Annotated in this window: 17 protein-coding genes; 5 read left to right on the forward strand and 12 right to left on the reverse strand. The window is 62.9% G+C overall.

Translation table 11 applies throughout. The features are described 5' to 3' along the window. Positions 1-40 precede the first annotated feature (40 nt). Both LD110_RS14865 and LD110_RS14870 read right to left on the reverse strand, forming a co-directional pair. Positions 41-1,084 carry an NAD(P)-dependent alcohol dehydrogenase gene (locus LD110_RS14865; RefSeq protein WP_225499616.1) on the reverse strand — a complete coding sequence of 348 codons (1,044 nt, stop codon included), beginning with the start codon at positions 1,082-1,084 and terminating at the stop codon, positions 41-43. Between the two features lie 267 nt (positions 1,085-1,351). Further along, positions 1,352-2,050, reverse strand: coding sequence for a FadR/GntR family transcriptional regulator (locus LD110_RS14870; RefSeq protein WP_225499617.1), 699 nt, complete (start codon positions 2,048-2,050; stop codon positions 1,352-1,354). Positions 2,051-2,182: 132 nt separating this feature from the next. Here LD110_RS14870 and LD110_RS14875 point away from each other — a divergent pair, with 132 nt between their 5' ends. The 3 genes from LD110_RS14875 to LD110_RS14885 are packed head-to-tail and all read left to right on the forward strand — an operon-like array spanning position 2,183 to position 6,413. After that, positions 2,183-3,577: an SLC13 family permease gene (locus tag LD110_RS14875; RefSeq protein ID WP_225499618.1), complete on the forward strand. Its 1,395-nt coding sequence runs from the start codon at positions 2,183-2,185 to the stop codon at positions 3,575-3,577. 51 nt (positions 3,578-3,628) lie between these two features. Next, positions 3,629-4,873, forward strand: a complete 1,245-nt coding sequence (locus LD110_RS14880; RefSeq protein WP_225499619.1) for a CaiB/BaiF CoA-transferase family protein — start codon at positions 3,629-3,631, stop codon at positions 4,871-4,873. 1 nt (position 4,874) lies between these two features. Beyond that, a complete protein-coding gene (locus LD110_RS14885) occupies positions 4,875-6,413 on the forward strand; it encodes an acetyl-CoA carboxylase carboxyltransferase subunit alpha/beta (RefSeq protein WP_225499620.1) in 1,539 nt (512 codons plus the stop codon). Between the two features lie 173 nt (positions 6,414-6,586). Here the strand turns inward: LD110_RS14885 and LD110_RS14890 are convergent, their stop codons facing one another. Next, positions 6,587-8,200, reverse strand: coding sequence for an MFS transporter (locus LD110_RS14890; protein WP_225499621.1), 1,614 nt, complete (start codon positions 8,198-8,200; stop codon positions 6,587-6,589). A 415-nt stretch (positions 8,201-8,615) separates the two neighbouring features. Here LD110_RS14890 and LD110_RS14895 point away from each other — a divergent pair, with 415 nt between their 5' ends. Then, complete coding sequence (locus LD110_RS14895) at positions 8,616-9,797, forward strand: Fic family protein (protein ID WP_225499622.1); 1,182 nt, start codon at positions 8,616-8,618, stop codon at positions 9,795-9,797. A 186-nt stretch (positions 9,798-9,983) separates the two neighbouring features. Here LD110_RS14895 and LD110_RS14900 read toward each other — a convergent pair whose 3' ends face one another. From LD110_RS14900 to LD110_RS14930, 7 genes are all read right to left on the reverse strand, one after another. Next, positions 9,984-10,748, reverse strand: coding sequence for a ThuA domain-containing protein (locus LD110_RS14900; protein WP_225499623.1), 765 nt, complete (start codon positions 10,746-10,748; stop codon positions 9,984-9,986). Then, a complete protein-coding gene (locus LD110_RS14905; RefSeq protein WP_225499624.1) occupies positions 10,748-11,863 on the reverse strand; it encodes a Gfo/Idh/MocA family protein in 1,116 nt (371 codons plus the stop codon). Before LD110_RS14905 ends, LD110_RS14900 begins: the two co-directional genes overlap by 1 nt. A 48-nt stretch (positions 11,864-11,911) precedes the next feature. Next, entirely contained in the window at positions 11,912-12,853 is a 942-nt protein-coding gene (locus LD110_RS14910) for an ABC transporter permease subunit (RefSeq protein ID WP_308012445.1), read from the reverse strand. Then, positions 12,850-13,887 (reverse strand): carbohydrate ABC transporter permease, encoded by a 1,038-nt coding sequence (locus tag LD110_RS14915; protein WP_225499625.1) that lies wholly within the window; start codon positions 13,885-13,887, stop codon positions 12,850-12,852. Before LD110_RS14915 ends, LD110_RS14910 begins: the two co-directional genes overlap by 4 nt. Positions 13,888-13,889: 2 nt before the next feature. Next, positions 13,890-15,281, reverse strand: a complete 1,392-nt coding sequence (locus LD110_RS14920) for an ABC transporter substrate-binding protein (RefSeq protein ID WP_225499626.1) — start codon at positions 15,279-15,281, stop codon at positions 13,890-13,892. A 410-nt stretch (positions 15,282-15,691) separates the two neighbouring features. Next, positions 15,692-16,690 carry a LacI family DNA-binding transcriptional regulator gene (locus LD110_RS14925; protein WP_225499627.1) on the reverse strand — a complete coding sequence of 333 codons (999 nt, stop codon included), beginning with the start codon at positions 16,688-16,690 and terminating at the stop codon, positions 15,692-15,694. 180 nt (positions 16,691-16,870) lie between these two features. Then, complete coding sequence (locus LD110_RS14930) at positions 16,871-18,280, reverse strand: PLP-dependent aminotransferase family protein (protein ID WP_225499628.1); 1,410 nt, start codon at positions 18,278-18,280, stop codon at positions 16,871-16,873. Between LD110_RS14930 and LD110_RS14935 the strand changes: the two genes are divergently transcribed. Then, positions 18,279-19,319, forward strand: coding sequence for a DMT family transporter (locus LD110_RS14935; protein WP_225499629.1), 1,041 nt, complete (start codon positions 18,279-18,281; stop codon positions 19,317-19,319). The two genes, LD110_RS14930 and LD110_RS14935, sit on opposite strands and share 2 nt — an antisense overlap. A 90-nt stretch (positions 19,320-19,409) precedes the next feature. On the opposite strand, the gene LD110_RS14940 is transcribed toward LD110_RS14935, so the two are convergent. Then, entirely contained in the window at positions 19,410-20,768 is a 1,359-nt protein-coding gene (locus LD110_RS14940) for a hypothetical protein (RefSeq protein ID WP_225499630.1), read from the reverse strand. A gap of 205 nt (positions 20,769-20,973) precedes the next feature. Next, entirely contained in the window at positions 20,974-21,342 is a 369-nt protein-coding gene (locus tag LD110_RS14945) for a nuclear transport factor 2 family protein (RefSeq protein ID WP_225499631.1), read from the reverse strand. Positions 21,343-21,362 lie beyond the last annotated feature (20 nt).

Raw genomic sequence — 21,362 nt, forward strand, 5'->3', positions numbered from 1 at the left:
GCACTCGCCGGGGGAACCCTCTTTGGAATTGCGCGGTTAGTTAGTTCATCGTGGACGTGTCGATCACGAAGCGGTAGCGCACGTCCGAGGAGAGCACGCGCTCGTAGGCTTCGTTGATCTTGTCCGCCGGGATGACCTCGATCTCTGCACCGATGCCGTGTTCCGCGCAGAAGTCCAGCATTTCCTGGGTTTCGCGGATGCCACCGATTGCGGAGCCGGCGAACGAGCGGCGGCCCAGAATGAGGCTGAACTCGTGGAGCGGCAATGGCTCGGCGGGAGCGCCTACGTTGACCAAGGCGCCGTCCACTGTCAGCAGGGACAGGTAGGCGTCCAGGTTGATCGGGGCGGACACCGTATTGATGATCAGGTCGAAGGTTCCGGCCAGGTCCTGGAAGGTCTCTTCCTCGCTGGTTGCCCGGTAGTGGTCGGCGCCGAGTCGCAGCCCGTCTTCCATCTTCTTGAGCGACTGGGAAAGCACGGTTACCTCGGCACCCAGGGCGTGGGCGAACTTGACGGCCATGTGGCCCAGTCCGCCAAGCCCGACGACGGCCACCTGCTTGCCGGGTGCGGCGCCCCAGTGCCGCAATGGTGAGTAGGTGGTGATACCCGCACACAGCAGGGGAGCGGCGACGTCGAGTTTCAGGCCGTCCGGGATGGTGACCACGAAGTCCTCGTTCACCACCACGTGCGTGGTGTAGCCGCCCTGGGTAATGGTGCCGTCACGGTCCACGGCGCCGTACGTTCCGACGTTGCCCTTGAGGCAGTACTGTTCTTCGCCCTTGAGGCAGTTGGCGCACTCGCGGCAGGAGTTCACCATGCAGCCGACGCCAACACGATCGCCGACCGCGTGCCTGGTCACCTCGGAGCCAACCTCCGTGACGATGCCGGCGATCTCGTGGCCGGGCGCCAACGGGTAGGTCTGCGGACCCCAGTCTCCGCGGACGGTGTGGATGTCAGAGTGGCAGATTCCGGCGAACTTGATGTCGATCAGGACGTCGTGTGGGCCGACGTCGCGGCGCTGGACAGTAGTGGGGATCAGGGGCTCAGTGGCAGAGGGAGCGGCGTAGGCGTTAACAGTCAGCATGTTTCTCCAGTAGTAAGTGCCTAGTGAGTGGTTGGGCTAGTCATTTAGCCGGGGCCAATTGTGTAAGTCCGAGGCTGGCGGGTGAATTCCCGAGTCTGACTCCGTTTTCCACGCATTCCACCTTACGGGTGAGCCAAGACATGTGGGAGGCCCTGTCAGTACTAGGTTCGTCAGGGTCACCTTAGGGTGAGGGGCTCGAGCCCAGCCGAGACGCCCAGGGCCACCGCGGTCCAGTGCCTGTATCGACGGTCCAGTGTTCCGAAGGGCCTACTTGAGCAGGGCGACGTCGGAGACGAGCTCTATGTGGGCGAGCATTGCTTCCGCGGCGGCGTCCGCATCCTGTTTACGAATGGCCTCGGCGATCTTCCGGTGCGATGCCAGGGATTGCTCTGGCCTGCCGGGTTGTCCCAGCGACTCCATGCGCGTTTCGAGGATCATCTCCGCAATAAATGCCATCAGTTGGGCAAGCACGGAGGAGTGCGCGGCCGTTGTGACAGCCTGGTGGAACAGTTCGTCGCCGCGGGCTCCTCGGTCGCCGCTGCCAATTTCTTCGGCCATCACATCAAGGGCCGAATCGATGGCCTCCAAATCCTGGTCAGTGCGCCTCAGGGCGGCCAGGGACGCCAACTTCACTTCAAGGGTGCTTCGCGCTTCGACGATGTCCGGGAGGCGGCTTTGGTGTTCGCGCAGCCCCTTGATCACTGATGCCACGCTCGGCCGGCGGGCCAGTACTGCGCCGGTTCCGTGCTGCACGTCGATCACGCCCAATACTTCCAGGGCAACCAAGGCCTGCGCGAGGGTTGCGCGGGACACCCCCAGCCGCTCGGCAAGGTCACGTTCGGCGGGGAGGAGATCTCCGGGTCCCAGCTTGGCGGTTTCGATGTACGCCAATAGTTGTTCCACCAGTTGCTCGTAGAGCCGCGGCCGTGAAACTCGGGCAAGTCCTTGCTGCACTGTCTTCTCCACGTGAACCCCATCCGTCGACTTGGTGAATCCAAGAATACAACTAAGGCGTATTGACAGACACACTCACTGTCTAAGAGGCTAGTCCAGTGAGCCAGTTGCTCACGTCACACTTTGACCCTAGGAGGACCAACGATGTCCGCTCCTGTTTTGTCGATATTGATTTTGGCGGCCATGTTTCTGCTCGCCACCGTCCTCCCCCTGAATATGGGGGCGCTCGCCTTCGTCGGTGCCTTCCTTTTGGGCAGTGTCGTCCTCGGAATGTCCACCACGGAAATCCTTGCCAACTTCCCCGGCGGACTGTTCCTCACCATCGTGGGCGTCACCTACCTCTTCGCGATAGCGCAGAACAACGGCACCATCGACCTCTTGGTCCGCGGGGCCGTCAAGCTCGTCGGCAGTCGCGTAGCCCTGATTCCGTGGATCATGTTCGCCATCACGGCAGTCATCACCTCAGTGGGCGCCTTGTCTCCCGCCGCCGTCGCGATCATCGCTCCCATCGCCCTGAGTTTCGCCGGCAAGTACAAAATCAGCCCGCTGCTCATGGGCATGATGGTCATCCACGGCGCCCAGGCGGGCGGGTTTTCGCCCATCGCGGTCTATGGAGTCACAGTCAACAGCATCGTTGCCAAGACTGACCTCGCCTTCAGCCCCACAGCGCTCTTCCTCTCCAGCCTGCTGTTCAACGCACTGATTGCCGTGGTGCTGTTTGTTGTCCTCGGAGGGCGGAAATTGGCCTCCTCCCGGGTCAGCTCCTTTGTGGAACAGGTGGCTGAAGCCCGGATGGCGGTGAGCGTCGGTACTCGTGTTGGCACTCGCGTTGGCACTGCGGGCGGCGGCTCCGACGTCGCATTCAAAGGGTCTGGCTCCGGCATGTACGGACCGCGTGATCCCGCAGGCGACGGCGTCGCCGCCACCAAGAATCGTGCCGAACGTATGCCGCAGTTGGTCACTATTGCAGGCCTGATCGCCCTGGCTGTGGTGGCTCTAGGGCTCAAGATGGACATCGGGTTCGTGTCCATCACCATCGCCATTGTGCTGGCACTTGTTTCGCCCAAGGCCCAGAAAGGCGCCATCAACAAGATCAGCTGGTCCACCGTGCTGCTGATCTGCGGAATGCTCACCTTTGTGGGCGTCCTTGAGGAAGCCGGCACCATCAAGTTCGTCTCCAACGGAGTGGCGGGACTGGGCATGCCCCTCGTGGCGGCGCTCTTGATCTGCTATATCGGAGCGGTAGTTTCTGCTTTCGCATCCTCCACAGCCATCCTCGCCGCCCTCATCCCGTTGGCCGTGCCGTTCCTCTCCTCAGGTGAGATCGGCGCCACGGGCGTTATCTGCGCACTGGCCGTAGCCGCCACGATCGTGGACGTGTCACCTTTCTCCACCAATGGAGCCCTGGTCCTGGCCAATGCGCCTGAGGACGTGGACAAGGACAAGTTCTACAAGAAAATCCTTGCCTACAGCGGGATCGTCACCGTGGCCGGACCGCTCCTCGGCTGGCTGGTGATGGTGGTCCCCGGCTGGCTGTAGCAAGCCGCTTTGCCCGTACTGACATACAACACAGAAGGGGGTTTCAATCCCATGGGTAAAACATCAAAGGGACAGCGCGCCGGCGCTTTAGGCGGACCTCTTTCCGGCCACCTAGTGGTGGACCTGAGCCGCGCCCTGGCCGGCCCCCATGCCGGAATGATGCTGGGCGATCTCGGCGCCCGGGTGATCAAGGTGGAGAGTCCGGGAACCGGCGACGACACCCGCGGATGGGGACCGCCTTTCGTCGGTCCCGAGGACGAGCCACAGGCCACCTACTTCCTTTCCTGCAACCGGAACAAGGAATCCATCGCCTTGGACCTCAAGAGCATCGACGGAAAGGCGACCCTCACCAGCCTCCTTGAGAGGGCCGACGTCGTGATCGAGAATTTCCGCCCGGGAGTCATGGACCGTCTGGGCTTCTCGCCCGCGGCAATGCACAAGCTCAACCCGAGACTGGTTGTCCTATCCATCACCGGCTTCGGACACGACGGCCCCGAAAGCCATCGCAGCGGTTATGACCAGATCCTGCAGGGCGAGGCTGGCCTCATGTCCCTCACCGGCTCTGGACCGGACGACCCACAGAGGGTCGGTGTTCCCATCGCCGACCTGCTCTCCGGAATGAACGGCGCGTTTGGCGTGCTGGCCGCCCTGGTCGAACGGGAGCGCACCGGGCAAGGCCAGCTCGTCCGCACCTCGCTCCTGGCCTCCCTGATCTCGGTCCACGCCTTCCAAGGCACGCGGACCACCGTGGCCGGCGAGGTGCCACGCGCCCAAGGAAACCACCACCCGTCCATTGCGCCCTACGGCCTCTTCCGTTGTCGCGACGGCAGCGTCCAGATCAGCGTCGGGAGCGAGAAGTTATGGGCGGCCTTCGCCGCAGCTTTTGACCTCGACGCCGGCGCCTCCGAATTCGCAAGCAACGCCGACCGGGTGCGGAACCGGCAAAAAGTGATTGACGCCGTCGAGAACGCTTTTTGGAACTACCGCGCCGCTGAGCTGCTGGAGAAACTGAACGACGCCGGCATCCCGGCGGGCAAGGTCCGCACCTTGGATGAGGTGTATGAGTGGGATCAGTTGCTCTCGCAGGGGTTGAAGGTCGACGTCGACCATCCGTTGCTCGGCACAGTCACCTTGCCGGGGCCTCCCTTGAGGTTCTTCGCGGGGGACGATTCAGTCGAAACCACACCAACAGAGCACTCTGCACCGCCGATGCTCGATGCGGACGGCGACTCAATCCGGGAATGGCTGGGCATGGATGTCGATGCTTCCGCTTCGGCTGTCAGGAGGGCCAGCTAGCATGCCCACGCAGGAAAAAACCCGGCATCTGGACGCCGTCGAGCTTCTCAGTGCCGTGTTGGATCTGGGGTCCTTCGCACGCTGGGACGCTCCGCCCGAGCAGCCGCCGCACAGTGGGGACTATGCCCGCGACCTGGACGCTGCCCGCGGGAAAAGCGGCCAAGATGAATCCGTCATCACGGGAACAGGGCTGATTCGGGGCCATCGCGTAGCCGTGATCGTCAGCGAGTTCAACTTCCTAGCCGGTTCGATTGGCCACGCCGCCGCACAACGGATTGTGCAGGCCATGGAAAGCGCCACCGCCGAAGGCCTCCCGTTGTTGGCCGGGACCGCGTCCGGCGGGACCCGGATGCAGGAGGGGACACCCGCGTTCCTCTCCATGGTGAAGATCACCGGAGCCGTGCGGGCCCACCGACAAGCCGGGCTTCCATACCTTGTGTACCTGAGGCATCCCACCACCGGGGGAGTCATGGCGTCCTGGGGGTCCTTGGGGCACATCAACGTGGCCGAGCCCGGGGCCCTGCTGGGATTCCTGGGGCCGCGCGTGTACCAGGCCCTGCATGGGGAGCCCTTTCCGGAAGGTGTCCAAGTAGCGGAGAACCTGTTCGCGAAGGGGCTGGTGGATGCCGTGGTGGAACCGTCCGAGCTGCCGGAACTGGTGGACCGGGCCCTGCGGATTCTGATGCCAACGACGGCGGGACCAACCGAGCCGCCGTCGACTCTCACCACGCTGCCGTCCCCGGCTGACGCCTGGACATCGATCCGCATCTCCCGCAATCCGCGGCGACCGGACCTCCGGCATCTCCTCCGCTACGGAGCCGACGATGCCCTTCCCCTCAACGGAACCGGGCAGGGCGAGAAGGATCCCGGGCTCCTACTGGCGCTCGCTCGATTCGGCGGACAGTCCTGCATTGTCTTGGGCCACGCCCGGCCGTTACGCAAGGACGGCGTGGAAATGGGTCCGGGCTCGTTGAGGGAAGCCCGGCGCGGAATGCGGCTTGCTGAAGAGCTGCGGCTGCCTTTGCTGACGGTTATTGATACCGCGGGTGCTGCGTTGTCCAGGGAATCCGAGGAAGGTGGGCTGGCGGGAGAGATCGCCCGTTCTCTGTACGAATTGATCGGCCTGCGCTCGCCGTCAGTGTCTGTTCTCCTCGGCCAAGGGGCCGGCGGTGGGGCGCTGGCGCTCCTGCCCGCGGACAGGACAATTGCTGCGCATCATGCCTGGCTGTCTCCGCTGCCCCCTGAGGGTGCAAGTGCGATTGTCCACAGAACACCGGAATTCGCAGCCGCCATGGCGCAGGCTCAGGGCGTGAATGTCGCGGGGTTGCACGCCTGCGGGCTGGTGGACCATGTGGTGGAGGAACTGGGGAGCCTGCCCGGTTCGCCTAGCGGCGGGGTTGGGAACGCTGCGCTGGAACCGGTCGAATTTTCCCGCAGGATGGCGCGGGCCATCGAGTATGAGTTGGGAACCCTGACGCACCGCCCCGTGGAGCGCCTACTGGCCGAGCGGTTCAGAAAGTTCCGTTCGCTGGGGGTGTGACGTTGTTCGGGTCGCCGGAACGTCACCGGGTCGCCGGAATGTGACCAGACCGCCGGAACGCTGCCGGACCGCCGGAACGCTGCCGGACCGCTGCCGGACCGCCGGACCGTTTCGGCGATCTCAGCGCGTTCCGGCGACCGTGGAACGTTCCGGCGACCGTGGAACGTTCCGGTCTAGGCCTTGGCGAGTTCCGGCTCGCGGGAGTCGACGGCGTCAGGTGCCAGGGCGTCGTCGAACGGCATTTCGTCCAGATCGATCAGCGGGTTTTCGTCCTGCGTGGCCACCAGCTCGCGGGCCTCGGCCTGGGTGTCCACGCTCGGCATGGATCCGGGCAGAGGCCGCTGGGCGGATTCGCGCAGGAAGTAGATGGCGACTGCGCCCACTACGGACGTGGCCATCAGGTAGTACGCCGGGGTCATGTCGTCTCCGGTGGCCTCGATCAGGCCTTGGACGATGAACGGCGTGGTGCCGCCGAAGATCGCCACGGAGAAGTTGTAGGCGATGCCCATGGCGCCGTACCGGCTGGACGTGGGGAACAGCGCCGGCAGGGCCGAGGCGAGGTTGGCAACGTAGAACGTCACCGGGAAGGCCACGAGGGAGAGGCCGGCAAGCGTGGACCAGACGTCGCCCATTCCGATGAGAGCGAACGCCGGGACCGCGAACAGGATGGTGCTGCCAGCGCCGATCCACAGCACAGGGCGGCGGCCGATCCGATCAGAGAGCTTGCCCGTCAGCGGAATGCAGAGCGACATCACCACCAGCACCGGAATGGTCAGCAGAGTGCCGTGAACGGGATCGTAGCCCTTGGAATCCGTGAGATAGGTGGGCATGTAGGACGTGAGGGCGTAGCCGACCGTGTTGGCGGCAGCGGCCAGGATCATGGCCAGCAGGATCTGGCGCCAGTAGGCCTTCACGATGCCAATCGGGCCCTTGGCCACGGCCTCGTCGTTGGCAGCGGCGTCGGCGGCAACGGCTTCCTGCGCGTCAAGGGTAGCTTGGAACTGCGGGGATTCCTCGATCTTGTTCCGGAAGTAGATAGCGATAAGGCCGAGTGGGCCGGCGATCAGGAACGGCAGCCTCCAGCCCCATTCCTCCATGGCAGCCTGTCCAAACAGCAGCTGTAGCACGGACACCAGGGCAGCGCCCATGGCGAAGCCGATGTATGAGCCCATGTCCAGGAAACTGGCGAAGAAGCCACGGCGCTTGTCCGGCGCGTACTCGCTCACAAACGTGGTGGCGCCTGCGTACTCACCGCCAGTGGAGAAGCCCTGGACGAGCTTCAGGAGTACCAGCAGCGCGGCGGCCCAGATGCCGATCTGCGCGTAGCCGGGCAGAAGTCCGACGGCGAAGGTGCTTGCCGCCATCAGCATCAGCGTCGCTGCGAGCACCTTCTGCCGGCCTACCTTGTCGCCGAGCCAACCGAAGACGACGCCGCCCAGCGGGCGGGCGATGAAGGTTGCGGCGAAGGTGCCGAGCAGGAAGAGTGTCTGAACTGATTTGTCGGCTTCCGGCAGAAAGACCGGACCCATGGTGGTGATGAGGTAGCCGAACACGCCAACGTCGTACCACTCCATCGTGTTGCCAACGATGGTGCCGCCAACCGCTTTCTTGAGCATCGGCTTGTCCACGACATTGACGTCGGAAACCTTGAGCCTGCGGCGTCCGAGGAGCTTGTTTTTCCGGATCCTTCCCGGGGCGGGGGCGCCCACCGGGTTGGGCACCTCGTTAGGTCCGACGGCGTTGATCACGCCGGTCGGAGAGTCGGTCGAGCTTTGGTCTGTGGGCATTTGGGCTTCTCCTGTGGAGGTCATTTGCTTGCGACTTCTAGCTGCCCCGCTCCGGGCAGGCCATCAACTTTACGGGACTTGAGGAGTTATCCACAGCCGGAACCTTCGATTTGCATGATTTCTGGGGGCTTTTTGGTGCGAATTACGAGACCTGTTGATCGCCTTGCATCTCAGTGCTGACGCGGAAACTGGGCGGCAGCCAGGACGCGTGTCAAAAAAACTTTGTGAAGGGCGCCACGGGTGGGCGTTTCGGAGCCGATATTGGGGTGCGCGGGTCCTGTTGTGACTGCAGGCGGCCAAACTGGGAGCTAGGCGATCTTCTCGATTGATTCACTCGTCGAGAACACAAAGGACTAATTTTCTCAGTTCATCAAATTATGAGAAAATTGGATTCGGATCTTCTCAAGGAGGACACATGCACGCTTCCGCATGGCCCGCAATCTCATACGAGTCACGTCCGTGGGATGCCGATCCTATTCAAGGCGCTTCACGGAGGCAGAGGCTGCTCTCCCGCGGTCCGTATGAGGCCGCCGTTCTGCCTGAAATTGCCAGCCTAGAACCGCACATCGATTTGCGCTTGCAGGCAATTGTGGAGACGGCCACATTGGAAATGGTTCGCTTTGATGCGGAGTTGGGCCATAACTCGGCTCCGTTTGCAGCCTTGCTGCTGAGAACGGAATCGGCCTCAAGTTCCCAGATTGAGAATCTAACCGCAAGCGCCGGGAAGATCGCCCTGGCACAGTTGGGCGACACGAGCAGCACCAATGCGGCACTTATCGCCTCAAACGTACGTGCCATCCAAGCGGCCATCGAGCTATCTGAGGACTTGTCGATAGCGAACATCGCCCGGATGCATCACGCGTTGCTGAACACCTCCGATGAAAATATTGCTGGTGAATACAGAGACAGGCAGGTCTGGATCCGGGGCAATTCCCCGCACGCGGCTGAATTTGTACCACCGCACCAAGACAGGGTCCCCCCGGCCATGGCGGATTTGGTTGACTTCATGCGTCGGGATGACATTCCCGCGTTGACGCAGGCCGCCATTGCGCACGCCCAATTTGAGACCATCCACCCCTTCGCAGACGGTAACGGACGTACTGGACGGGCCATTGTCAGCGCACTGCTCAGGGCTAAGGGAGTGGCTGAGAAGGTTACTATCCCGGTCTCGTCCGGGCTGCTGACTGATACGCGGGCCTACTTTGACGCCCTGGGGGATTATCGGGACGGAAATGTCCTTCCCATAGTGGAACTGTTCGCGGAGTCGGCAATCCGTGCCGTGGAGAACGGTCGATTGTTGATTGAGGAGATCCAGGCAGTCCGCGATGACTACTACTCGCGGATCGCCCAGGCCCCCTCAGCGGTGCGCAGTGTCCTCGACCTGCTGCCCCAGGAACCGGCCGTCACTGCTGACATGGTTGCGGAGCACGTTGCGGTTTCTACCGCCACTGCTTATCGGACGCTTGAGCGCCTCGAGTCAGTAGGCATCCTGAAGGCGGCAGGGAAGGTGCGTGGTGTCCGTGTTTGGTTGGCCACCGACATTATTGCGGCTATGGATGCCTTCGCCGAGCGATCCGGACGGCGCCGCAGGCACTAAGCTGCGGCGCCGCCGTCGGGCTCTTGCGTGCCGCACCCTGCGGGCCGACGTCGCCGGATGGCACCGTGCCGAACCTTGCGTGCCGACGGCGCCGGATGGGCACCGTGCCGAACCCTGCGGGCCGACGGCGCCGGACGGCACCGTGCCGAACCCGGCCCGCCGCCGTCGGGCCTTTGACGGCAGAGGCTAGAGCGCCGACTGGTCTGACAGCTCGAACCAGCCGCGAGAGCGATTGCTCACTGACGGAGCCGCGCGGTCCAAGTCGGGCTGGGCCGCCCAGCGGACACCGTTGGCGATGACGCGCTGGATCTGCGGGTGGTGGTACACCGGATATTCCTGGTCGCCGGGGCTGAAGTAGAAAATGCGCCCTTTGCCGCGGGTGAACGTCACGCCGGAGCGGAACACCTCACCGCCGGTGAACGAGCTGATGAAGATCAAGTCGTCCGGGTCCGGGATGTCGAACAGTTCGCCGTACATTTCCTGTTCAGGGATGATGATGGGGCTGTCTACGCCTTCGGCGATGGGATGGGACGGCTTGACTGTCCACACCAGCTCGCGTTCGCCCTCGTTGCGCCAATCCAGCGAGCAACTGGTGCCCAGCAGCTTTGTGAAAATCTTCGCAAAGTGCCCGGAGTGGAGGACGATGAGCCCCATTCCGCCGAGCACTTGCCGCTGGATGCGTTCGACGACGGCGTCACTCACCTGGTCGTGGGCCTTGTGGCCCCACCAGAGCAGGACGTCGGTGCGTGCGAGGGTTTCCTCGTCAAGGCCGTGCTCATTGTTGGTGGCCAGGGTCGCCGTAGAGATGTCCGCGTCGGGGTAGTGGCTGCGAAGGCCCGCTGCGATGGCGCCATGGATACCGTCCGGGTAGATCTCGTCGATGTGGGGCGGATCGTTGAGGGCCTCGTGCACACCCTCGTTCCAGACCAGGATGTTGAGTTGTTCCGTCATTAGAGCCTTACCTCCCGCTGTTCGCGCGCCGACAAGTAGCACGCATCGATAATCTGGGCGCGATATAGTGCCTGCGACCCGTCATGCTCGCCCCAAACAGCCTCGCCACCGCGCACTGCCGTCACGAAGTCTTCCACCACCGCATCGTGGGCACGGCCAGGCAACGCCGGCGGAACGTAGTCGGCATTCTCGCCGTCCTTTTCGGTGAAGACCATCAGCTTACCGACGGGAGCGAACGGGGCGCCCTGCACCTTCAGTTCAGCGCCGCCGTCGGTCCCGTAGACCATGAAGTCCAGCAGGTCCTCCGGCTCCCGGTACGTGGCCCACCCGGCCTCGATCAGGAGCGTGGCACCACCCTCAAGACGGAGGAACGCAGAGGCGAAGTCCTCTACCTCGAACGGGTGGCTGGAGGCCATGGCCGTGTAGCGGTTGCCGCCGCCGCGGCCGCGTGGTCCCAGCTCTGAGTGGGTGGTGGCGGATACTGCCACTACCTTCGGTTCGCCCAGTAGGTGCAGGGCGTAGTCGAGTGCGTGGACCCCGATGTCGGCGAGTGGTCCGCCGCCCGCCAGTTCCGGGTTGGTGAACCAGCTGCCCAGCGTCGGAATGCCCTGGCGTCGGAGCCATGAAGCTTTTGCGTAGTACGGACGTCCCAGTGCGCCGTCGTCGATCACCGCCTTGAGCGCCTGGATATCACCGCGGCGGCGATGGTTGAACGCGACGTCCAAGACGCGCCCCGCCTTGCGGGCGGCGTCCACCATGGCTTGGCCTTCGACGGCGTTGCGGGCGATCGGCTTTTCGCTGAGAACATGGATGCCGCGTTCCAGGGCGGCAATCGCGATAGGGGCGTGGAGGAACGTTGGCACGGCAACGCTGATGGCATCCAAGCCGCCGTGGTCCAGCATCTCCTGCCAATCGGCGAAGGCGTTCGGGATGGAATACTCCGCCTGCAGCGAGGTGCGCAGATCTTCCTCCATGCCGGCCAGCGCCATTATGGTGACGCCTTCGAGGGAGCTGTAGGCCTTCAGGTGCTGCTGCCCGGCCCAGCCGATGCCAACGACGCCGACCCTTAGTTCGGCCTGGACCTTATCTAGCCCGGCGGGCTGCTCAATGCTCACGGATGGTTCCTTTTATTGAGTGGTGGTTGGTGCTTCTTGAGTAGGTGTTCAGCCCTTGACCGCGCCTGCCGTCATTCCGGACACGATGCGCTTTTGGCAAACCAGGACCAGGATGACCAGCGGGACGGTGATGATTACCGAAGCGGCGCTGATGGTGCCGAGTGGCTGGTCGAATTCGCTGGTTCCGTTGAAGAACGCGATCGCGACTGGGACCGGCCGTGCAGCGGGTGAAGTTGTGAGCGTGACAGCGAGCAGGAACTCGTTCCATACCGAGATGAACACGAGGATCGCGGTGGTGGCAAGACCTGGCACGGCCAGCGGCAGGATCACTTTGCGGAAGGCCTGAAACGGTGAAGCACCGTCCATGTAGGCGGACTCCTCGAGCTCCCGCGGGATCTCCCGGAAGAACGATGTCAGGGTGTAGATGGCCAACGGCAAAGCAAACGTGAGCTTCGGGATAATGAGCCCCAGCAGCGTGTCGTACAGTCCGATTTCACGCCAGATGGAGAACATTGGCGCCGCGATAGCGATAGCCGGGAAGGTAGTGACGGACAGGATGAGGGCCAGAATGAGCGCCTTCCGGCGCATCTTCAGCCTGGCCAGCGCATAGGCTGCGAACGAGGCGAAGACCAGCGCCACCACGGTGGTGACGACGGCGATAATCGCCGAGTTGCGCAGGGCCAGCAGGAATTCAGCGTTGCTGAACACCGAGAAGTAGTTCTCCAGCGTCGGCTGGCTGGGAAACAGCTCACCCCGCCCAAGGCTGGCACCCTTCTTAAGTGAGGTGTTGATGAGCCAGTAGAAGGGCACCAGCGAGAAGGCCATCACGGCGATGACGAACACCCAAACGAGCGGGTGGAGCCTCGCCTCGCCGCGGAGGCGGCGCTTCTTGGGGCTGACAGTGGGGAACCCTTCCCGGGTGGGACGACGGCGGGAGGCGACTGGCGTCGTCGGGCGCTGACCCTTGTTATGCGTGGTGACGGTGCTCATCGCTCCCCCTTGGCGACGTCGCGGATATTTCCTCCCGCGAAGCGGATGTAGACGATGGAGACCGCCATGACGGTCAAGAAGGTGAGGATGGACAGCGCGGAGCCTTCGCCTACCAGGCGGTTTTCGCGCAGTTGGGTGTAGGCCAGCATGGACATGGTTTCCGTTCCGTTGGCGCCGCGGGTCAGGACGAAGGGCAGATCGAAGACGCGGAGGGCGTCCATGGTCCGGAAGATAGCGGCGAGCACTATCGCCGGGCGCAGTAGTGGCAGGGTGATGTGGACGAACGTTTGCCATTTGCTGGAGCCGTCGAGTTCCGCGGCCTCGTAGGTTTCCCTGGGAATAACCTGCAGGCCGGCAAGGATAATCAGCGCCGCAAAGGGTGTGGTTTTCCAGACATCGGCCAGGACGATCACAGCCATGGCGTAGCCATGTTCGCCCAGCCACACTACGTCGCCGCCCGGGAGGCCAAGCGCCGAGAGCACGTTGGTCACAAGTCCCAGATTGGGCTGGAACATCGTCTCCCAGGTGATGGCGCTGACCACCGTAACGATCGCGTAGGGGAGAAGCACCACCGTTCGCAGCAGGGCCCGTCCTTTGAACGCGAGGTTGAGCAGAACGGCCATTGCCGTGCCAAGGACCAGTTCCAGGGATACCGAGAGCGCCGCGAAAAGGAACGTTTGCCCGAACGCCGCCCACCACGCCGGTCCGGTGAGCGCGTTGATGTAATTGTCGAGTCCGACGAAGCGGGATAGTCCTGCGGTCCGGACGCTGTACTGGTTGAGGGACAGCCAGAGCGCGTAGCCGATGGGCACCGCGGCCACCAGCGCCATCAGGATGAGGGACGGCGCGGTCATCCGGACGGCAAGGCGGCGCTCGGCCCTGTCGCGGGCGTTGGTGCGGCTGTCGCCCGTGCCGCGGCTGCCGAGGCGGCGGGTGCCGGAAGGCCCGACGCCGGCCTGTCCTTGGCCGCGAACGTCACCTTCGGACGGGTCACCGGCCCGGCCTCGGCCCGGAAAGAGTGTCTTTATTGTCATGGCTAGAACGTCGCCTTGGCCGACTTGATCTCTTCGGCCATCTTCTTGACGGCCTCATCTGTGCTCGCGGTTCCGGAGAGGACGGCGTACACGTTCTTGTGGATCGCCTGGGAGATCTGCGGGTAGACGGGGGAAATGGGCCGGGGCTTGGAACCTTTGACGGAGGCCAGCAATTCCTTGGCGAACGGCATCTTGGCAAGGACCTCCGGGTCCGAGTAGGCAGCTTCGTTCACCGGGGCCTGCGAGTAGTCCATGGCCACGTGCTTCTGCCAGTCCGGCGTTGTGGCGAAATTGATGAAGGAAACCGCCGCGCCAGGGTTGGTGGAGTGGGCCGAGATGCCAAGGTTCCAGCCGCCCAGCACGCCACTGGCCTTGGAAGTTCCGTCGAAAGAGGGGAGCGGGGCTACATCAAAAGTGCCTGCCAGTTTGGTGGCGTTCAGGAGCCGGTAGACGTGCGGCCAGTTGCGTTCGTAGCCGAAGGTTCCGGACTCGTAGGCCAAGCGGGTGGCGTCCTCGTTGTAGGTCAGGACGGCGCGGTCGGCCGAGCCCCTCTTGAGGCCTTCCGCCATGAAATCCAGGACCTTGCGGGTCTGCGGCGAGTCGACCTTCACCTCGCCCTTGTCGTCCAAGACTTCCCCGCCTGCGCTGTAAAGAAGCTCGAGGAAGTTCACGGTGAGGCCTTCGTATTGCTTGCCCTGGTAGACGTAGCCGTTCCCCGCCGACTTGGCTGCCTCGGCGTAGAGCTGTGTCCACGTTTCTGGCTTGGCCACTTTGCCCTTGGCGTAGTAGATCAGGCCTGCATTGGTGAAGAACGGGGAACCCCAGTACCTCTCCTTGTATTTGGTGGTTTCCACGGTGGAGGGAATGAGGCGGTCCTTATTGGATTCGACGAGTTTTGTCTGGTCAAGTAGCCAGCCTTGGGACGCGAACTCCGACGTCCAAATCACGTCCAACATAAAGATGTCGCATTCGGTGGATTTGCCCTCCAGCCGCTGCACGGCTTGGGTTCTGGCCTCGTCCGTGGTGGCGCCAATTTCGGTGTACTTTGCCGTGATTTTCGGGTTTTCTTTACTGAATGCCGCCGCAGTGCCCTTGTAGATGCCGCTGGCATCCTTGCCACCGCAGATGGTCAGGTTTCCCGAAGCATTAGCGCCCGACGTCGGGTCGGCGGCTGCTGCTTTCTCCGCACCCGGGGTGGCTGCACCGCCGCCACAGGCGCTGAGTAGCAGGGTGGCTGCCAAGGCGGTCGCGGCGACTGTGAGCGGGCGGCCGCGGCGAGCGGCGCTGGCGAGGGGGCGACCGCGATCGGCGACTGTGAGCGGGCGGCCATGGCGGGCGGCGCTGGTGAGGGGGTGGCCATGGCGAGCAGCGTCCAGCAATTGAGTGATGTCCAAAGTAGCTCCTTTGGTGGTCTAGGGATCGCGAGGCAGCGTTGGGGGGCGAGCTTATCCACCACGCGATGTGGCTTCGTTGCCTGAGAGTGCTTCCTTACACGGAGGGTTTGGAATCGATTCCAAATTGAAGGTAAGAGTCTGCTTTGTTCATGTTGGAATCGATTCCATAGAAGTGTGACAGCCGCCACGCGGAGGTGTCAACCTTCTCCGGAAAAGATTGTCGGAGCCTTCCTGGAACGAATCGGGACAGCGCCATCGAAGTTTGTTGCAACAACTAGTCGCACAAGATTCGGAACCAGTCCCAGCAAATCGCGAAGACCCTATGACTTCATTTCTCGGCCTATCCGACGAGCTTGTCTAACGCGACGTGGAGAACGCCTAACCCGCAGGATCACCGAGACTTGCTGTACTCACGCCCTCGTCGAATCGCGTATGACCAGTTCATGCGGCAGGAAAACGCGGCCGCGGCGGTGGGCACCGGGGACCGTCATCCGTTCCAGGAGAGAATCGAAGGCCAAGCGGCCCATCTCGTAGGCCGGCTGCCTGATGGTTGTCAGTTCCGGAACGCACATTTCCGCCTGCACCGAATCGTCGAAACCCGCAACGGCAATGTCGTCGGGGACCCTGAGGCCCGCGTCGGTAATTTCGCGGACGCAGCCTGCAGCGACGATATCGTTGCCGCAGAATATGGCGTCGGGAAGTGTGTCCGTATCTAAGAGCTTTTTGGTGAGCCGGCGTCCGGCATGGAAGTCGAAATCTCCTTGGACAAACAGCATCTGCCCTGGTGACAGGCCGGCATCGGCGAGAGCCTGTCGAAAGCCTGACTCGCGGAGGCGGCCAGAACGAGCAGCTTGGAAGCCGAGCATCGCCAAGCGTCGGGCTCCAGTTGCAATCAAATGCCGAGTGATATCGAACGCGGCCTGGCGGTCATCTATGGAGACGCCGAAGGCCGCCTCGGAGCCGGTTATTTCGCAGACTTGGACCACGCTGAGTTGCTCAGCCAGCGCCTCGACTTCCTGGTCTGGCATCGTGGGCGAAAACAGTACCAGGCCGTCCACTGAGCCGTTCCGGAGCATGTCCACCAGCTGCTGCTCCCGTTCCAGGTCGCCGGACGTTGGTGCAATGAGGCTGACGTAGCCTGACAATGCGGCAGCGTCGCCTACACCGCGGAAGGCTTCACTGATGACAGGCGAGTTCAGGTTTTTGGCCAATGCGAGGATGCGCATAGTTCGGTCGCGGCGTAGGTCCCGGGCGGACGCCAGAGGTCGATAGTTGAGCTGGCGGATTGCGGCTGTGACTTTTTCCTTGCTGGCCTCGCTGACAGCCGGACTTCCGTTGAGGACGCGGGAAACGGTCCCCACGGATACGCCAGCCGTCCTGGCGACATCCTGCACTGTCGCTCGCGCCATTCGGTTTGTCCTTTCGCCGCCAGGAACAGTGTCATTGCCGCTGAGCCTCATCATGAGCGGAGAACTGACCAGCAGTCCTCAGCTTAGCGTTGCGACAAAAGGCCGCCTGCAGAACCTACCGATGCCGGGGCAGCTCAAGTTCCGGCGAGGTGGGGCTGGCACCCACCTCAGGTTCCCTCGCTAGCCGTTGCGCTCGAGAGCCTGGCCGATAACCTTGGCGCCCTCCGGAAAGGCCGCAGGGTTTGCGCCGGCGTAGTTGAGCCTGATGTACGGACCGGCTGGCTCGGCAGGGAACCACTCATTCCCCGGGGCGATGATGACCCGGGAGCTTTCGCAATCGCGGGTGAGCTTGTCGAGGTCCGTTCCATCCGGCAGCCGTAGCCAAAGGTTCAATCCGCCCTTAGGAACGGTGGTGATGTGGGCCTGTGGTGCGTGCTCGCGGAGGCTGCTTGCCAGGAGATCCCGGCGTGACTGGAGCTGGTGGCGGAGACCGCGCAAGTGAGTCTGCCAACCGGGCTGCGTGACGACGTCGAGCGCTGCCGCTTGGAGGACGCCGCTGACGTACATCATCTCAGCCGCTCTTTCGGCCAGGATGCGCTCGCGGGCGGGGCCGCGGGCAATAATCCCAGCGACGCGTATGGCTGGGGACACGCTCTTCGTCAGTGACCGGATATAGATCACATGGCCTGAACTGTCGTGGGCAGCAACAGGGTTTGGAGTTGTAGTGATGCCGAAATCGTGGGCCCAGTCGTCCTCAACAAGGAAGGCGCCATGATTGCGCAGAATCTCCAGGACCTGCTCGGCCCGCTGGGCTGACCATTGGGCCCCGGTCGGGTTGGCGTAGTTCGGTTGCGCATAAAACATCCTTGCCCCGGTTTCCTCAAAGGCCCGCGACAGCTCTTCGGGATCCGGGCCTTCCGGGCCGCTGGGTACCGGGATGAGGCGGACTCCAGCCTGCGCGGCTGCAAGGATGGCGCCCCAATAGGTGGGTGATTCCACCAGCAACGGCTGTCCGTTTCCTACCAAAGCCCTGAAGATCGAGCTCAATCCGCCCTGGCTTCCTGGCACAACGATTACGTCGCTGGGTGTTGGCGGGGTTACCCCGACGGGCGTGGAGGCACCTAATTCATGAACAAACCAGGACTGCAACTCCGGAATCCCGGCTGCCGGAGGCCTGGACAGCGCCGCATCACTGCGCGCAGCCCGCGTCAACGCTGCCCGAATGAGCCGCTCGGGCAATAGTTCGCGGTCGGGGTACCCCGCGTGGAAGGCGAGGACATCGTTCGGTGTGCTGCGCATTGTCGCGGAGGCTACACGAACGGAACCTTGTGGCGACCGCAGCGCAGCAGTCTGCCAGCCGTAGTCCGCCGGCCGGACCATCCGGGCAGCCCGCACGAATGTTCCCACACCCGGCCGACTCTCGATCAGGCCCTGGGCCGTGAGGGTCTGCAGGGCTTTTTGCACCGTGACTGGGCTGGCCTGGTACTCGGCAACGAGTGACCGCGTGGAGGGCAGCCGTGCTCCCGGGGCCGCGCCTGAAATCCACTCCTTCAGTCGCACCACAATCCGCGAACTGCTATCGTTATTCATGAAAGATAATAATAGCGCTACTGTAATAGTTCGCCCAGCGATACCGGATGTTGCCCGCAGCGGCTTGGGTTGGGGTCTTGTTGGAGTAGCGGCCTTCTCCTTTACCATTCCGTTCACCCGCGTCGCCGTTGAGGGCCTGTCGCCGCTATTCATCGGGTCGTCCCGCGCAGTCGTCGCGGCATTGCTCGCCACTTGCGCCCTTGCCGTCACCAGGCAGCGCCTTCCCCGCGGAATGCAGTGGGCTCGACTGGCCGTTGTCGCTGGAGGGATCGTTGTTGGCTTCCCGCTTCTCACTTCGTTCGCCCTCACGGCCGCTTCGGCGAGTCACGGCGCCGTCGTCATCGCTTTGCTTCCCGCAGCGACGGCGACGGCGGCAGTCCTGCGTGGCAGGGAGCGGCCTTCCGTGGCGTTTTGGTGGGCGACAGCTGTTGGCGCTCTCGCAGCGATCGGATTTGCTTTTGCCCAGTCTGGCGGTTTCGGCCAGCTGCACTGGGCCGATCTCTTTCTTCTTGTCGCAGTTGCGGTGTGCGCCATTGGCTACGCGGAAGGAGGTCTGTTGGCTCGCGAACTAGGAGCGTGGCAGACCGTTTCGTGGGCGCTCGTCCTCGCATCGCCTCTAATGGTCCTATTGACCGCCGTCGCAATTGCCGAGCACCCGCCGGCTGGTACGCAAGTGCAGTGGGCTGCACTTGCGTACCTTGGCACCGTCAGTGCATTCCTGGGTTTCTTCGCCTGGTACCGAGGCCTCGCTATCGGACCCATGGCGAAGGTCAGCCAGATCCAACTCATCCAGCCCGTGCTGACCATCTGCTGGGCAGGTCTCCTGCTGGGGGAAGACCTGACCCGGCTGACCATCATCGGCGGCGTCGCCGTCGTTCTTTCGGCCGCTATTGCGGTCCGAATCCGGATACGCCCGCCCGGGTCGGCGCCAAACCCTGATTCGACTAACCAAGTGTTAGTTCTTCACCCAGAAAGGACCGCCCCGTGTACATCCCAGCCCAATGGACTCACTTCCCGAGGCAAGAGAGACCGCCGCTGATGTGGCGCGGGCCAACGCGGAGAGGTGCACAACCGTCCTAGGGCCGTGCCGTCGGCCAACGTTGCAGACTGGGCGAAGGGATGCTCACGATCAACGTCCCCCAAGGTCGAACGGGTCTCCTGAAGAGCCAATAACTGCCAAATAGCCCCCCGAAGCGAGCTTGGTGGGGAAGGTGATTGTTCTTTTCGTCTTCGACTCGGCAGTGTCAATCTCAGTGACCGTGCCCTCGCCGCCCCTGGATACGAAAACCGATTCCCCATCCTGAGTTGCAGCGATAAACCGTGCCTCGGCTTTCTTGCTGTCCTGCCCGGCAACCGGCCCTGCTTTGAGGGGTTCCAAGGCCACGGTGGACTTTTTCCCGTCGTAGAGGCCGGTGTCACTACTCCGGTCGATCATGATCAAATTGTCGCTTCCGTCCTGGGTGAGGACGACGGTTGCGAATCGTGAGGTCACGGCAGCGCGGGTTGCGATTCCCTGCCCTAATGGCGTGAGGGCCGTCTTTCCCTCCGTTACTGAACCGGACATCAGATAGGCAGGTATCTTGTCCCAAGCCGCACCCTTGTCCACGCGCCCCGCTTGGGATCCAATGAACGTCTTGCCGTCGGGTGCCATCCGTGGACGATAACTCTGCCCGATTCCTGCTTGGTAGCTGGCGGCGGCAGATTCCCCGAAGCCGTCAGCGGTCAAAGGAATGGTTTCGACGCCGGTGTGCAGCGTTGATCCGATGACGTCGCCTGTTTGGCTCATGAGGGGACCGTGCGGGTAGGCCCCCAGAGGAGTGGAGCTGTGGAGCTTTGGAGTGGGGTTCCCCGAGGTGATGTCTGAAACGAGGTAAGCATCCAGCATTCCTCCTGAAGACACAACGAGCCTCAACGGATCTCCAGCGAGAAACGTGTGCATCTCCTCAACACCTGTTTTGCCCGTGGTTGCCAGGGTTACCTCATTGATGGGCAAGGAGACGGTCCACGCACCGTTATTCTCAAGGTCAACAAGCGTCACCTCCTGCACGGTCGATGCGTCGAAATCTGAACCCACGGCAATGTAGCGTGCATTCTTGTCAGTTGCTATCCATCCAGCACGCTCCCACTTCCCCTTGGGATTAGGGATGTTGAAGCTGCGCCCAATTTTGGGTTTGCCATCTCCATCGACTTCCAGAATTTCCAGGCTTGGTTTTGACTCGTTGACGAAGGCGAGGCGCCCTTGGCCGAGTTGGATGGAGCCGGCGTGGACACCGAGGTCGATGCCCTTGATTGCGCCGGTTTGATTCCCGTCCACCACGTTGTTCACGTAGAGCGCATGCTCTTTAGGGTCGGCGGTCAGGAGCCATTGTTTGGTAGTCGTGGAGTCGTCCGCCGCCTTGGAGGATGATTCGACGGCGGCACAGCCGCCGAGCATGAAGGTGGCCGGGAGAAAGACTGCCAGGGCAACGCGGGGAAAGCTGTAACGCATGGGTCTCCATCGATAAAGGGATCTGATGGAGTGAGCTTATCAATAATGATTCTCATTAAGCATTCAGCGGTGGCACTAGGCACAATGGCGCCTTCGCGGCAGAGGGCACTGGTCAGGGATGTCCTCGCAAATCCAGCCGCCCCCGCTACGCCCGGGGGTGCTTTCGGCGCAAGGGGTCTTCGTATGCAACCGCTGCGAACCCGGCTCAGGTGAGCTGCGAGAACATGTCATTCCCGCTCGCGGTCGACGTTGCCACCTGCTGCAGGACATCCCAGTGCTCCACGATTTTGCCTTCGTCATTGAATCGGAAGATGTCCACCCCCGCGGATTGCAGCGGCTTGTAGTGCGAGTGGACCGCGACAAAGTCACCTTCCGCGATCACACGGTGAACCTCGACGTCGACCGCTCCAAACTGTGCGAAGAAGTCCTTCACGGCCTGGCGGCCATCGGCAACCAGGGGATTGTGCTGCTTGTAGTCCTCCACGATGAGATCGTCGAAGGCCGCCGCGTCGCCGGCGCGGAAGGCTTCGAAGAGCCTGGCCACTGTCTCCTTGTTCGCTTCGATGGATGCCATGGGAGTCCTCCTGTCGAGCA

Origin of the sequence: Arthrobacter sp. M4, assembly GCF_020251205.1 — a bacterium.
In the GTDB taxonomy this organism is placed as follows: domain Bacteria; phylum Actinomycetota; class Actinomycetes; order Actinomycetales; family Micrococcaceae; genus Arthrobacter.

What these genes read in the sequence shown, in the direction of transcription:
- LD110_RS14865 (WP_225499616.1), bottom strand. Translation starts at nt 1,084, where the DNA reads ATGCTGACTGTTAACGCCTACGCCGCTCCCTCTGCCACTGAGCCCCTG.
- LD110_RS14875 (WP_225499618.1), top strand. Translation starts at nt 2,183, where the DNA reads ATGTCCGCTCCTGTTTTGTCGATATTGATTTTGGCGGCCATGTTTCTG.
- LD110_RS14880 (WP_225499619.1), top strand. Translation starts at nt 3,629, where the DNA reads ATGGGTAAAACATCAAAGGGACAGCGCGCCGGCGCTTTAGGCGGACCT.
- LD110_RS14885 (WP_225499620.1), top strand. Translation starts at nt 4,875, where the DNA reads ATGCCCACGCAGGAAAAAACCCGGCATCTGGACGCCGTCGAGCTTCTC.
- LD110_RS14890 (WP_225499621.1), bottom strand. Translation starts at nt 8,200, where the DNA reads ATGCCCACAGACCAAAGCTCGACCGACTCTCCGACCGGCGTGATCAAC.
- LD110_RS14895 (WP_225499622.1), top strand. Translation starts at nt 8,616, where the DNA reads ATGCACGCTTCCGCATGGCCCGCAATCTCATACGAGTCACGTCCGTGG.
- LD110_RS14900 (WP_225499623.1), bottom strand. Translation starts at nt 10,748, where the DNA reads ATGACGGAACAACTCAACATCCTGGTCTGGAACGAGGGTGTGCACGAG.
- LD110_RS14910 (WP_308012445.1), bottom strand. Translation starts at nt 12,853, where the DNA reads ATGAGCACCGTCACCACGCATAACAAGGGTCAGCGCCCGACGACGCCA.
- LD110_RS14915 (WP_225499625.1), bottom strand. Translation starts at nt 13,887, where the DNA reads ATGACAATAAAGACACTCTTTCCGGGCCGAGGCCGGGCCGGTGACCCG.
- LD110_RS14925 (WP_225499627.1), bottom strand. Translation starts at nt 16,690, where the DNA reads ATGGCGCGAGCGACAGTGCAGGATGTCGCCAGGACGGCTGGCGTATCC.
- LD110_RS14935 (WP_225499629.1), top strand. Translation starts at nt 18,279, where the DNA reads ATGAAAGATAATAATAGCGCTACTGTAATAGTTCGCCCAGCGATACCG.
- LD110_RS14930 (WP_225499628.1), bottom strand. Translation starts at nt 18,280, where the DNA reads ATGAATAACGATAGCAGTTCGCGGATTGTGGTGCGACTGAAGGAGTGG.
- LD110_RS14940 (WP_225499630.1), bottom strand. Translation starts at nt 20,768, where the DNA reads ATGCGTTACAGCTTTCCCCGCGTTGCCCTGGCAGTCTTTCTCCCGGCC.
- LD110_RS14945 (WP_225499631.1), bottom strand. Translation starts at nt 21,342, where the DNA reads ATGGCATCCATCGAAGCGAACAAGGAGACAGTGGCCAGGCTCTTCGAA.